Annotated in this window: 11 protein-coding genes; 9 read left to right on the top strand and 2 right to left on the bottom strand. The window is 60.2% G+C overall.

The window, feature by feature from the left end; translation table 11 throughout:
- The 5 genes from COL8621_RS13145 to COL8621_RS13125 are packed head-to-tail and all read left to right on the top strand — an operon-like array spanning position 1 to position 4,117.
- Positions 1-384, top strand: a complete 384-nt coding sequence (locus COL8621_RS13145) for a hypothetical protein (RefSeq protein WP_093967783.1) — start codon at positions 1-3, stop codon at positions 382-384.
- Positions 377-1,330, top strand: a complete 954-nt coding sequence (locus tag COL8621_RS13140; protein WP_093967782.1) for a VWA domain-containing protein — start codon at positions 377-379, stop codon at positions 1,328-1,330. Before COL8621_RS13145 ends, COL8621_RS13140 begins: the two co-directional genes overlap by 8 nt.
- A complete protein-coding gene (locus COL8621_RS13135) occupies positions 1,327-2,253 on the top strand; it encodes a VWA domain-containing protein (protein ID WP_176438495.1) in 927 nt (308 codons plus the stop codon). The genes COL8621_RS13140 and COL8621_RS13135 overlap by 4 nt, the downstream gene beginning before the upstream one ends.
- Entirely contained in the window at positions 2,253-2,939 is a 687-nt protein-coding gene (locus COL8621_RS13130; protein WP_093967780.1) for a tetratricopeptide repeat protein, read from the top strand. The genes COL8621_RS13135 and COL8621_RS13130 overlap by 1 nt, the downstream gene beginning before the upstream one ends.
- Positions 2,933-4,117, top strand: a complete 1,185-nt coding sequence (locus tag COL8621_RS13125; protein ID WP_093967779.1) for a BatD family protein — start codon at positions 2,933-2,935, stop codon at positions 4,115-4,117. The genes COL8621_RS13130 and COL8621_RS13125 overlap by 7 nt, the downstream gene beginning before the upstream one ends.
- A 9-nt stretch (positions 4,118-4,126) precedes the next feature.
- On the opposite strand, the gene COL8621_RS13120 is transcribed toward COL8621_RS13125, so the two are convergent.
- The gene (locus COL8621_RS13120; RefSeq protein ID WP_093967778.1) at positions 4,127-6,370 is read right to left on the bottom strand and encodes a xanthine dehydrogenase family protein molybdopterin-binding subunit; all 2,244 of its coding nucleotides are present in this window, start codon (positions 6,368-6,370) and stop codon (positions 4,127-4,129) included.
- Positions 6,371-6,373: 3 nt separating this feature from the next.
- Complete coding sequence (locus COL8621_RS13115) at positions 6,374-6,832, bottom strand: (2Fe-2S)-binding protein (protein ID WP_093967777.1); 459 nt, start codon at positions 6,830-6,832, stop codon at positions 6,374-6,376.
- A 207-nt stretch (positions 6,833-7,039) separates the two neighbouring features.
- Between COL8621_RS13115 and COL8621_RS13110 the strand changes: the two genes are divergently transcribed.
- The 4 genes from COL8621_RS13110 to COL8621_RS13095 are packed head-to-tail and all read left to right on the top strand — an operon-like array spanning position 7,040 to position 12,760.
- The gene (locus COL8621_RS13110; protein WP_093967776.1) at positions 7,040-7,609 is read left to right on the top strand and encodes a TetR/AcrR family transcriptional regulator; all 570 of its coding nucleotides are present in this window, start codon (positions 7,040-7,042) and stop codon (positions 7,607-7,609) included.
- Positions 7,606-8,658, top strand: coding sequence for an efflux RND transporter periplasmic adaptor subunit (locus COL8621_RS13105; RefSeq protein WP_093967775.1), 1,053 nt, complete (start codon positions 7,606-7,608; stop codon positions 8,656-8,658). The genes COL8621_RS13110 and COL8621_RS13105 overlap by 4 nt, the downstream gene beginning before the upstream one ends.
- Positions 8,655-9,719: an efflux RND transporter periplasmic adaptor subunit gene (locus COL8621_RS13100; protein ID WP_093967774.1), complete on the top strand. Its 1,065-nt coding sequence runs from the start codon at positions 8,655-8,657 to the stop codon at positions 9,717-9,719. Before COL8621_RS13105 ends, COL8621_RS13100 begins: the two co-directional genes overlap by 4 nt.
- On the top strand, positions 9,716-12,760 hold the full coding sequence (locus COL8621_RS13095; protein ID WP_093967773.1) for an efflux RND transporter permease subunit: 3,045 nt from the start codon (positions 9,716-9,718) through the stop codon (positions 12,758-12,760). The genes COL8621_RS13100 and COL8621_RS13095 overlap by 4 nt, the downstream gene beginning before the upstream one ends.
- Positions 12,761-12,773: the final 13 nt, after the last annotated feature.

The following is a 12,773-nucleotide window of genomic DNA, read 5'->3' as shown; positions in this document are numbered from 1 at the left end:
ATGGCAGAGCGCGCCTTCACACTTGAGGATCTGGTCGCCGGACTTCAGGATATTCGTTTGCCTACGGATGCTGCGGGCGGGCAGGTGGCAGAGTTCGCCGCCGCGATGGGGCTGGGGCTGTTTCTGGCGTTCATGGTGGCGCTGTTGTTGCCGTTGATCATGAAACGGAGCACCCAGACGCGCCCTGAAACGCTTGCCGAACGGATCGACGCGCTTAGGACATTGCCGCCGGAACAACGCGCACTGGCGTTGCTGCATTTGTTGAAAGAACGCGCCCCTGATGCGGTCGCGCGGATGGGTTCGGGGCTTTACGCGCCCGGCGGCCTTCCCGACCCAACGGCGCTAGAGGCAGAGCTGTTGCGCGCGGGGGGCGGCGATGCCTGAATTTGCCGATGCTTGGTTCCTTATCCTGCTGCCGCTGCCCGTGCTGGTCTTTTACCTTGTGCCGCCTGCGGTTGCCAAAGGCGCGGCCCTTGTCGTTCCCGAAGGGGTTGGGCGCAGCGTGGTGCGCCAAGCCAAACACAGCGGCGGGATCACCCGTGGCCGATACGTGGTGCCAAGTGTGGTCTGGGTGTTGCTGGTGGTTGCGCTGGCCGGGCCACGGCAGCTTGAACCGACCCCGGCTTTGCCAATGTCTGGGCGCGATCTGGTGCTTGTGCTGGACCTGTCCGGTTCAATGGTGCGCAAGGATTTCGCGGTTGATGGTGAAACGGTCACCCGGCTGGATGCGGTTAAGAAGGTGGGCGCTGAATTTGTGCGTAACCGCGGAGGCGACAGGCTTGGCGTGGTTGTGTTCGGATCAGAGGCTTATTTCGCCGCGCCACCCACATTTGACGCCGAAGCCGTGGCCAAAACCGTCGAAGGGATGGCGATTGGCATATCCGGCCGCTCCACCAATATCAGCGAGGGGTTGGGCGTTGCGCTGAAACGGCTTGATGGCTCAACAGCGAAAAGCAGGGTCGTTATTCTGATGTCTGACGGGGTGAATAACGCAAGCGCCGCCAACCCGCGCGATGTGGCAAAGTTGGCCAGCGACATGGGCGTACGCGTTCACACCATCGCGCTTGGCCCGAACGAGGCGACCGGCGCGGAAAACGAACGCGGCGTGGTGGATGTGCCCACCTTACAGGCAGTTTCGGACATCAGCGGCGGGCAAATGTTCCGCGTCCGCACCACCGAAGATCTGATCGTCGTCACCGAATCCATCGACCAACTGGAACCTACGGCCAGTGCCGGATTGGCCGCTGAAACCTATCGCGATCTGTGGGTCTATCCGGCGGTACTTGCCGCGCTTGGTTGTCTGTTGCTGGCATGGAGGGCGCCGGCGTGACCCTGCTAAGCCAGATAATCCTGCTGCGCCCGCTTTGGCTTTTGGCTTTGCCGGTGATCGCGGTCTTGGCCGTGCTGTCGTTCCGGCGCAACGCGCGGGTTGGGGATTGGGCCAAGATGATTGACCCACACCTTATGCAAGCGATGGAACGGTTGGGCCGGGTTGACCTTCCGCGCGCGCGCGTCGCGGCGCAGCTTCCGTTTTTGGGGGCGGGGGCGATTGTTATCGCGCTGGTTGGTCCGGCGGGGCAAAGTGATGACGCACAGACGTTTCGCAACCTTGATGGCGTTGTCTTCGTGTTGGATGTGTCCGACAGCATGACACAGGATGCACGCTGGCAAGATACCGTGACCATGTCGCGGGCCGCGCTTTCCGTGCTGGGCACCAAACCGGCGGCGTTGGTGGTTTACGCCGGTGACAGCTATGTCGCATCGCCGTTGACAACGGATACGCTGCAGCTTGGTCAAACGGTGACCCTGCTGGACGGTAAAACGATCCCCGACAAGGGCAGCCGCCCGGCGCTGGCCCTGCGCCAAGCCGCGCAGATATTGGACGAGGCCGACGTGATCGCCGGGGACGTGGTGTTGATGACCGACGGCGGCGGGCTGGGGCCAGAAGCGTTGCTGGCGGCCAAGGACATCGTTGATCTTGGCGGGCGGTTGTTGGTGGCACATGCCGAAACCACGGTGGCCGAAGATGGCGCAGGCGCAACCGCGGAAGTCCAGAGTTTGGTGAATATCGGCGGCGGGCTTCTGTTCCAATTGAACGAAGCAACCGCGTTGATGGACGAACTGTCGCGATCAGATGACAAGCGATTGGAACGACAGGATTTCAGGCTGCTGTTTTGGACAGACTACGGCCGCTACTTGCTTCTGTTCGCGCTGATCCCCATCGCAGCCCTGTTTCGGCGAGAGAGGGCGTGATGCGGATGATCGTCCTCTTTCTGGCCGGGGTATTGCTTGTGCTGGCGTTGATATTGGGCGGCACGGCCCCTTTTGGGCGGGTGGCCTTGGCGCTTGGATTGAACAAAACCGCCGTGATGCTGTTATCCGATCCTTCATGGCGCGGGGTGGCGCAATACCGGGCGGGGCAGTTTGAACAGGCCGTTGCCTCGTTTCGGCAGGCCGGGCCGGAACAGATGTTCAACCTTGGCAACGCGCTGACCCGCAACGAAGAATACGCCGCCGCGCTAGAGTCATACGACCGCGCGATGATTTTGCGCGAAGATGCGCAAGCGCAGGCAAACTTTGACCTGGTGTTGGCGTTTTATGCTGGGACAGAGATTGACGCAGATTCAATCATTAAGTGGTCGGACCAGAAAGACGGTGCCTCGGCTGATTCAGGCATCGCGCAAGGGGCGGCGCGGGCGGCCAGCACGGGCGATGGCGTCACAAACAGCGGCGCGCTGCTGGGTTTACCAGAACTAACCAGTCGCGGTCGGTTGAGCGTGCGCAAGGTGTTCGATGATAAATACGTCACCGCCAGCCCCCGTTGGTTGGCGACATTGCCTGATGTTCCGGGCGCGTTTCTGGCTGCCCGCATTCTGCATGAACACAAACGCCGCGCCAAAGCTGGCGAAGGGCAACCACGGGCGGACACGCCATGGTAAAACGCGCGATCCTGATCTTGCTGCTTTTGTGGCCCGCTTGTGCGTTTTCGCAACGCGCGGTGGACCCGGCTGATCTGGTCTTGACTGTCACGCTGGAAGATACCAGCACAGCCCCTTTTCAGAACGAGATGGTGTTGCTGACAATCCACGGGGTTTATCGCCGCCACATCACGTTGGAAAAGTTGGAACAGCCCGATCTGGACGGGTTCAACTGGATGCAGCTTGGCGAAGATCATTGGTACGAAAGTCAGCTTAACGGCAAAACCGTCAAGAACATGCGCCGCCGCATGGCGCTGTTTCCGGACCGTGCTGGAAAGCTGAAGGTTGGCCCGTTTACCCATCACCTGACCCTGCTGGACGAAAACGACAACTGGTTCGAATATCAAGTTCAGTCAGACCCGCTGGACCTAGAGGTGCGCCCGGCCCCTGCCGTTGACGATTGGTGGTTTCCCGTGCGCCATCTTGAAATCACCGACAGATGGTCGAATGCCCCCGATCAGTTGGCCGAGGGAGAGGGCGTTCTGCGCGTCATCGCGGTTTCGGCGCTGGGCGTCAGCCCCGACATGATCCCGCCCATGCCAGAGCTTCATTCGCCCAGCGCGCATATCTTTGCGCACCCGGAAAAGCGGCTGGTTGATCTGACACCGCATGGCCCCGTCGCCATCGCCTATTGGCGTTGGACGATAAAGCCGCGCAACCCGCCATCGGCAATCCTTGAGCCGATAGAGTTTTCTTATTTCGATACGGTCGCCCGACAGATGCGGACGGCCAAAATCTCGGCCCAGCGGATCGCGATTTCGGAGGCGGACATGCCGCCGCCCCGGCCCGAGGAAAACGTGGCGGAACCGGCCAAGCTGCGCGCTGGCGCGTTGTGGGCGGGGTTGATTGGCGCGTTTGGCATTGGTCTGGTGGGGATTGTCGGCACCGGGCATGTGTTTTCAGCAGATCGGGTTTCACACTGGCTGGCCATTCGCCGCTTGAAATCAGCCCTTCGCAAAGCTGCACGGCAAAGCGATATGGCCGGGCTGCGCCAAGCGGGGCACGCCCTGCACAGTATGGCCGGGCCCGATCAGGCCCGGCAGGGTTTGTTGGCGGAACTGGACACCGCGATTTACAGCGCCGAAAGCCACGGTTTTGATCCAAAGGCCTTTCAGCGCCGGTTTAACGCGACGTTGTAATCTGCCCGTTCAGACGAAATCGATGTGCTTGTTCAACGGCAATTCGCGGATGCGCTGTCCGGTGGCGGCGAAGATGGCGTTTGCCAAGGCAGGCGCGGCAGGCGGGACGCTGGGTTCGCCGATACCGCGAATATCGTCAGTGGTTTCCAGCCCGCGCACCTCAATTTCGGGGCATTGGTACAGGCGCATTCCTTCGAAGTCGTGGAAATTGGTCTGTTCTGGCATTCCGTCGTCATAGGTCAGTTCGCAGTTCATTGCGTGGCCAAGCCCCCAGACAACGCCGCCCTGCACCTGATTTTCGAAATTCACCGGGTCCAACACTTTGCCGACCTCGGCGGCCACGTACACCTTGTTGATGCGGATGCCATCGGGGGTATTTGTCACCTCGACCACCTCGGCGGTTGGGACGCCGAATGACAGGGTAAAGGCGACACCCCGCCCGCGATCTGGGCCAAGGTCGTTGCCCCAGTTGGACATTTCGGCGACAGCCTCCAACACCCGGCGGGACGGGGCGTGCCAGCACAGGCGGATACGCTCCTCCATCGGGTCCGCCCCGGCGGCGTGGATCAGTTCGTCTAGAAAACAGTCGTGCAAGAACCCGTTGCCCGATGCCCCGACAGACCGCCACGAACTGACAGGAACAAGCGGCGGCACGCGGTAACCCGTTACGCGGTAATTGGGGATGGCAAAGGGCTGATCCCACGCGCCCGCGATAATCGCGATGTCGGGGCCGGGAAGGGATTGGTTCAGCCGCCCCATCTGCGAAGACGCAACCGATGGGGCCGCAATGCCAAGGTCATAGGCTTCGACATGGCCATCTTTCACGACGCCGCGCGCGCGTGCCATTTGCATCGGGCGGGGGAAGTCATGTGTCATGTCCTCTTCGCGCGACCACGTCATCTTGATGGGCACACCTTCGACGGCTTGGGCCAGTTCGACCGCTTGGCGGATAAAGTCATCCTCAAGCCGCCGCCCAAAGCTGCCGCCGCTGATCTGTACGTGCAGATGGATGTTTTCGGCGTCCAGCCCGCTGACCTCTGCCGCTGCAGCCATTGCGAAGATCGGGATTTGCGTGCTGGTCCAGATATCCAGCCGCCCGTCCTTCAGTTGCACAACCGCGTTCATCGGTTCCAATGGCGCATGCGCCAGATATGGGATGCGGTATTCAGCCTCTAGCACGGTGTCGGCGCTTTCGAAGGCGGCCTCTACATCGCCGTCATTCTTGAACCGGCTGTCCTTGCGGTCTTTGCTGAACGAGGTGCCGACCTTTTCCCACATCGCCTCCATATCTGCGGGGTAGGGCGCTGGGCCCCAGTCAAATTCAATCGCTTCGGCGGCTTGAAAGGCGCGCCAGGTGTTGTTGGCAATCACGCCGACGCCGCCGGTGACAGGCACGACCTTCAGCACGCCATTTGCGGTTTCGGCCGCAGTCGCATCAAAGCCGTTCACATCACCGCCAAGGCGCGGGTTGGTGCGCACGGTGGCGTAGACCATGCCGGGCATCGTCATATCGATACCGTATTGGGCGGTGCCAGTGACCTTGCCCAGCGTATCAAGGCGGGTCATCGGTTTGCCCAAATAACGCCATTCGCTTTCCGGCTTTAGCGCCACCTCGCGCGGTGGCTGAATTCCGGCGGCGACCGGGGCCAGTTCGGAATAGCTTAGCATTGTGCCGTCGGGCAAGACGACGGAACCGTCCTTGGTGGAGAGCGTTTCCTTGGCGATGCCGGTGACTTGCGCGGCCGCTTCCAGCAGCACCTGCCGGGCGGTTGCGCCTGCGACGCGTAGCTTTTCAAAGGCGTCAGGAACGGTGCTTGACCCACCGGTGATTTGCAGCCCCATGAATTTTGACACCACATCACCAAACGCGCGGGCGTTCTTGGCGACAAACCCGGTATCGGTGGCGGGAAAGGGGAAGCCTTCGGCGGCGACTTTGCCATTGTAATAGGCGGGGCTGGGCGGGCCGGGATCAACGCGGATGTCTTCCCACGCCAGATCAAGCTCTTCTGCCAGCAACGCCGCCTGAACCGAATAGGCGCCCTGCCCAAAGTCCGTGCGCGGGGTGATAAGGGTGACACCCGTCTGATCTATGTGGACATAGGGCGTCAGCGCGGCCTCGCCTTCGGCCAGATCATCGGTCAGCGGGTTTCTTACGGGCTGCTTATAGGCGTAAACGCCGAACGCCACACCGCCAGCAATGGCGGCAGAGCCGATAAGGAACGTGCGACGCGCGATGCTTCCGATACGTGACATGGCTTACCCTTCGCTTAGCTTGGCGGCGGCGGTTTTGACCGCAGCGCGAATACGGGGGTAGGTGCCACAGCGGCACAGGTTGCCCGACATTGCGTCGTCAATGTCTTCGTCAGTCGGAGCAGGGTTTTCTTCAAGAAGTGACGCGGCTTGCATGATTTGGCCCGATTGGCAGTAACCGCATTGGGCGACCTGATGCTCAAACCACGCGGCTTGGACGGCGTGCATGGCATCGGGGGTTCCAAGGCCTTCGATGGTTGTCACGTCGCCATCGACATCCCCAACTTGAACAGAACATGATCGCACGGCGACCCCGTCAATATGTACGGTACAGGCCCCACACATTGCGATGCCACACCCGTATTTGGGGCCTGTGATGCCAAGCTCGTCACGCAGGGCCCACAACAGGGGCATGTCGGGTTCGACGTCTAGGTCATGGGCGTTTCCATTGACGGTCAACTTCATCGGTGGCCTCCCTCATATTCTTTTTCTTAGCTTGAAAGGTAACTCTGGGGGGCGACCTTACAACCCTGAAAGTGGTGATCAGCAGGCTGTGTTCACGCAAGGTCAATCGGCGCACACGATTCCGTTGGGGCGTTTAAATCTGGGTTGACCCTTGGAATTCGCTTACTGTACCAGCTGGACGGTACAGTAAATTCAGGCCGACTCGATATGACAAAGAAAAGAGGCACAGGCGCGCGCCCCCGTATCCTTGAAGCGGCCGAGGTGATCGCAAACCGCGATGGCGCCCGGCATTTGACGCTGGACGCGGCGGCAAAAGAGGCAGGCGTCAGCAAAGGCGGCGTCCTTTACCACTTTCCCACCAAAGAGGCGCTGTTGGCGGGGATGATGGATTGCGCCCTGACGGGCATGCATGAAATCCTTGAGAAAAACAGGGAACGCCTGAAGGGTAAAACCCACCCGACCTTGCGGGCGATGGTGCACACATCACGCGATATGCTGTGTGAAAAAATTGGTGTGCGGGTGGCGCTTGTGACGGGGTTGTCCGAAAACCCTGCGTTGCTGGAACCCTTGCGCAAAGTATTTGCCGCGCTTTGGGATGATATTCGCGCGGATTGCCCTGATCCAGCTGCGGCCTATGTGATTTGGACAGCCGTCGAAGGAATGATGTTCTTTGCCATGTTCGAAGTATCGCCAGCCGCCGCCCCCGATAATTCCGAATTGTTTGAGCGTCTTGAAAGCATGGTGGACGCGTTGCCGGTAAACGAGGTTCCGAAATGAGATTGTTCCCCTACATCGCTGCGGTGTGCCTGTTGGCATTCACCGCCCAAGCGGAGGAGCCGCTGGCAGTGCGCATCGTTACCGCCACGCCAAAGGTTGAATCACTTAGCTTTTCGTTGACGGGCGAGATTTTGGCCCGTGAAGAGGTGACTGTTTCATTCCCCGTCGGCGGGCGCGTCGTAAGCGTGCTGGTCGAAGAAGGGGACGTTGTGGCCAAGGGCGCGGCGTTGGCGCATATGGAATCCGTTCAGCAAGAACAGGCATTGCGCGCGGCCGAGGCTGGGCTTTCAACGGCGGATGCTGATTTTCGGCAAGCATCCGAAGCGTTTGAACGTCAGGTCGCGCTTTTGGCGCGCGGCGCAACAACGCGGATCAGCCGCGATGCCGCCGAAGATGCCCTAAGCATCGCACAAGGCACGCTGGCACAAGCGCAGGCTGATCTAGAACGCGCGCATAAGGCACTGGCCGATACAACCCTATTGGCACCCGAAGATGCCACCGTGACCAGCCGAGATGTTGAGCTGGGCCAAGTCGTCGGCGCGGCGCAGTCGGTGCTGACACTGGCTTTGGGCAGCGCGTTGGATGCGGTGTTCAATGTGCCAGAGGCACTGCCGACAACAGGCGCCGTGAACGGTTTTGTCGCGCTTTCGCTGATTGATCGTGACAGCGACTTGTTTTCGGGCGTTATCCGCGAAACTTCGCCTTTGGTGGATCCGGCGACGGGGACGGTTCTGGTGACCGTTGGTGTCAGCGATGCACCGGCGAACGTGTCATACGGCGATCCGGTACGCGGAACCGTTCGCATGGATGACGCGCCGCATATCACGCTGCCTTATACCGCGATGTCGGCGACGGTTGATGGGCCTGCGGTGTGGGTGGTTGATCCCGAAACGATGCAGGTTTCTATCCGTCAGGTCGTAATTGACCGCTTTGAAACAGGGCGCATCGTGCTGAACAGCGGTTTGGAAGCCGGTGAATTGATCGTCACGGATGGTGCGCAGCTTATGTACCCCGGTCGTGTTGTTCGTTCTGTGGAGGTGCCCCAATGAGAACGGTTCTTGCCCTTCTAACCCTATTGGCCACACCCGTTTTCGCGGAAGAGTCGGCAACGCCGGTTGAAACTGCGCCGCGCCCGGTTGTGTCCGAACAGGTGAACACCCAAACCGGAGAGCGGACAACATATGTCGGGTCTGTCGCGGCCCGCGTGGAAACCGACCTTGCCTTTCCCCTGATCGGCACGATTGCCGAACGTGGCGCTGAACTGGGCGATATCGTCAAAGCAGGCGATCTGTTGGCGCAGCTTAGTCCGGAAGACCTTGATTCAGACGTTCGCGCCGCCGAGGCTGGTGTGACCGTCGCAACGGCGCAGCTTAGATCGGCCAAGGATGCCGATGAACGTGCGCGCGCGTTGGAACAACGCGGCGTTGGCAGTGCTGTTCAGACCGAAGATACCGAACGTGCGCTGGCCGCCGCCACTGCGCGGCTGGAACAAGCAAATTCGACCCTGGCCCGCGCGCAAGAGATGCGCAGCTTTGCTGATCTGACCGCGCCACAGGACGGTATCATCACGCAGGTCTATGCCGAAGCTGGCGTGACTCTTGCCGCAGGTGAGCCGGTGCTAAGCCTTGCGGCCACTGACGGGCGCGAAATTGTTATCGACCTGACGGAACAGGACTCGGCCGCGATGGATATCGGCGCGACCTTCGATGTGTGGCTTGTCGCACGCAGCGACATTCGCTCTCAGGCGACGCTGACGCGGATCGACCCCGTTGCCGAACGCTCCACCCGCACGCGGCGCTTGCACCTAACATTGGAGGAGCCCGCCGATGGGTTCTTGCTGGGCAGTCTTGCATGGGCCGCGCCGGTTGACGGTGCAGAAGCCGGAATAAGCATCCCGCTTGCGGCGGTCGTTGATCCACAGGGCGCGCCACATGTGTGGGTCGTGGATCGCAGCACAAATACGGTTGCCCGGACCAAGGTTGTTCTTGGCGAACAGTTTGGCGCGCGCGTGCGTGTGACCGACGGGCTGACGGCGGGGGATGAGGTCATCACCCGAGGTATCAATTCAATCGAGGACGGGCAGCGTGTTGGCCCGCGCGTATCGCAATGAAACGTTTCAATCTGTCAGACTGGGCGCTGAACCACCGGTCGTTTGTTTGGTTCCTGATGATCATTTCACTGATTGCGGGCGCGATTTCCTATATGAATATCGGGCGCGAGGAAGACCCGGACTTTTCGATCAAAACCATGATCATTGCCGCGGCTCTGCCGGGGGCGGACGTGCAGCAAACGCTGACCCAAGTCACCGACAGGATCGAGAAAAAGCTAGAAGATCTGGACGAGCTTGATTTCACCCGCTCTGTCACGCGGCCCGGCGAAGCGATCGTTTATGTCGAACTGTTGGCAACCACCGATGCGGCGCAATTGAAAACCATCTGGCAAACCGTCCGCAACATGATGAACGACATCAAGGGCGACTTTCCAGAAGAGTTTGCGGGTTTTCAGTTCAACGACAATTTCGGGGATGTTTTCGGCAACCTCTATGCCTTCACCTCGGATGGGTTTTCGCCACGCGAATTGCGCGACTATGTCGAAGATGTCCGCCGCTCTGTTCAGGCGCTGGAGGATTCCGGCAAGGTCGAGATTTACGGAACGCGGGATGAGGTGATCTATCTTGAATTCTCAACCGAACGTCTGGCGGCGATGGGGGTTAATCAGGAACTGGTGCAATCCACCCTTGCGGCGCAGAACGCCATCCTGCCATCGGGTGTGATCCATGCAGGGCCGGAACGGATGTTGGTACGGGTCGGTGGGCAATTTTCTGGCGTTGATAGCTTGGAAGACATCAACCTGCGTGTTGACGACCGCTTTTTCCGCCTTGCCGATGTAGCCGAAATTCGCCGTGGCTATGAAGACCCAGCGGCGGAGCTGTTCCGGTTCAACGGTGAAGAGGCAATCGGCCTTGCCGTTGGTATGCGCAAAGGCGCCAACATCATCGACTTCGGCGAAGAGCTTAGCGCGGTCATCGACCGGGCGCAGGCGGATCTGCCGATTGGTATCGAAATCCATCAAGTGGCCGACCAACCCCATGTCGTAGACGAAGCCGTGGGCCATTTCATCCAAGCCCTTGTTGAGGCGGTGTTGATCGTTCTGATCGTCAGTTTCGTCAGCCTTGGCGTGCGCGCCGGGCTGGTGGTGACAGTGACCATCCCACTGGTTCTGGCCATCACATTCGTCATTTTGGAATACACCGGCATCACGTTGCAGCGGATATCGCTTGGGGCGCTGATTATCTCTCTTGGGTTGTTGGTCGATGACGCGATGATTGCGATTGAAACCATGATTTCGCGTTTGGAAATCGGGGAAAGCCTTAGCAAGGCGGCGTCATATGCGTGGACCTCTATCGCGTTTCCAATGCTGTCGGGGACGTTGGTGACGGTTGCGGGGTTCATTCCCATAGGTCTGAACAGTTCCGCGGCGGGTGAATTCACGTTCTCTTTGTTCGTCGTGATTGCCGTGTCGTTGGTGATTTCGTGGATCGTGGCCGTGCTTTTCGCGCCGTTGCTTGGCGTCACGATGCTGCCCGCAAAGATGAAGCACCATTCCACAGGGCCGGGCCGTTTGCGGCGGATGTTCCACAAGGTGCTGCGCGTTGCGATGCGGTTCCGGTGGCTGACAATCGGGCTGACGGTTGCTGCCTTTATGTTTTCGGTCTTTTCGATGCGGTTTGTCGAACAGCAGTTCTTTCCAAACTCTGACCGGCCGGAATTGGTTGTTGATATGACCCTGCCGCAGAACGCCTCCATCGCGCAAACACAGGCCCAGATGGATCGGTTTGAACAGAACCTGATCGACAATGAAAATGCGTCGTTCTGGTCGTCCTATGTGGGCCGTGGCGCGCCGCGGTTCTTGTTGGCGTTTGACGTGCCAACGCCGGGGCCGAACACTGGCCAGATCGTTATCCAGACCCCATCGGTTGAAGCGCGCGATGCGTTGCGGGCCGAACTGACGGCCGTTGCCGAAAACGAATTTCCCGGCACCGATGTCTTTGTCAAACTTCTAGAGATCGGCCCGCCCGTTGGTCGCCCTGTGCAATACCGCATGTCCGGCCCGGACATTGAGGTGCTGCGCGATCACGCCCGTGATTTCGCCAGCCTGATGGCCAGTGACGAACGGGTGACGGGTATCGTTCTGGACTGGAACGAGCCGACCCGCGTTGTGCGTGTTGATATCCTTCACGACAAGGCGCGGCAGGTTGGCCTGACCTCGCGCGATATCGCGTCGGCGTTGAACGCGATTTATGACGGCAGCGCGGTAACGCAGCTGCGCGATGACGCTTATCTGGTGGATATCGTCGCGCGGGGCGATGCTACGTCGCGCCAATCCGTCGAGCTGTTGTCGAACCTGCAGCTTAGCGCTTCAAGCGGGACGTCAATTCCGCTGCGGTCGGTTGCGACGTTCCGGTTTGAGACGGAACAGCCGGTTATTCACCAACGCAGTCGGATGCCGACGATCACCATCAAGGGGGGCATCGCGACCGATGATCAGCCCGCGACGGTGGTTAATGATCTGGCCGAAAAGGTCGCCGCGTTTAATCAGGCGTTACCGTTTGGGTACAAGGCCGAAGTCGGCGGTACAGTTGAAGCCAGCGCTGACAGTCAGGCACCCATCGCCGCCGTTGTGCCACTGATGATCCTGATCATGCTGTTCCTGATCATGGTGCAAATGCAAAGCTTCCGCCTGACCTTCGTTGTGCTGTGCGTGGCACCGCTGGGCCTGATCGGCGTGGTGGCGGCGCTGGTGCCATCGGGCGCGCCGCTGGGCTTTGTGGCGATCCTTGGGGTGCTGGCGTTGGTCGGTATCCTGATCCGAAACTCGATCATCTTGGTGAGCGAGATTGAGGTGCTGCGCAAAGCGGGCCGTTCCGCATGGGACGCCGTGTTCGAGGCAAGCGATAGCCGCGCCCGCCCGATCCTGCTGACGGCGGCGGCGGCCAGTTTGGCGCTTATCCCGATCTCGCGCCAGATCTTCTGGGGGCCGATGGCCTTTGCTATGATGGGCGGTATCATTGCCGGTACTGTCATCACGTTGGTCTTTGTGCCCGCGCTGTATCTGGCCGTGTTCCGGGTTAAGCGCGAGCCCGGCGAATAGCGCGCGATTGACA

It is taken from the genome of Actibacterium lipolyticum (assembly GCF_900184935.1).
In the GTDB taxonomy this organism is placed as follows: domain Bacteria; phylum Pseudomonadota; class Alphaproteobacteria; order Rhodobacterales; family Rhodobacteraceae; genus Actibacterium_A; species Actibacterium_A lipolyticum.
This window is presented reverse-complemented; position numbering and strand designations above follow the sequence as displayed.

Bases quoted from the DNA above. Each gene is read 5' to 3' on its own strand.
- COL8621_RS13145 (WP_093967783.1), top strand. From the start codon at position 1: ATGGCAGAGCGCGCCTTCACACTTGAGGATCTGGTCGCCGGACTTCAG.
- COL8621_RS13140 (WP_093967782.1), top strand. From the start codon at position 377: ATGCCTGAATTTGCCGATGCTTGGTTCCTTATCCTGCTGCCGCTGCCC.
- COL8621_RS13130 (WP_093967780.1), top strand. From the start codon at position 2,253: ATGCGGATGATCGTCCTCTTTCTGGCCGGGGTATTGCTTGTGCTGGCG.
- COL8621_RS13125 (WP_093967779.1), top strand. From the start codon at position 2,933: ATGGTAAAACGCGCGATCCTGATCTTGCTGCTTTTGTGGCCCGCTTGT.
- COL8621_RS13120 (WP_093967778.1), bottom strand. From the start codon at position 6,370: ATGTCACGTATCGGAAGCATCGCGCGTCGCACGTTCCTTATCGGCTCT.
- COL8621_RS13115 (WP_093967777.1), bottom strand. From the start codon at position 6,832: ATGAAGTTGACCGTCAATGGAAACGCCCATGACCTAGACGTCGAACCC.
- COL8621_RS13110 (WP_093967776.1), top strand. From the start codon at position 7,040: ATGACAAAGAAAAGAGGCACAGGCGCGCGCCCCCGTATCCTTGAAGCG.
- COL8621_RS13105 (WP_093967775.1), top strand. From the start codon at position 7,606: ATGAGATTGTTCCCCTACATCGCTGCGGTGTGCCTGTTGGCATTCACC.
- COL8621_RS13100 (WP_093967774.1), top strand. From the start codon at position 8,655: ATGAGAACGGTTCTTGCCCTTCTAACCCTATTGGCCACACCCGTTTTC.
- COL8621_RS13095 (WP_093967773.1), top strand. From the start codon at position 9,716: ATGAAACGTTTCAATCTGTCAGACTGGGCGCTGAACCACCGGTCGTTT.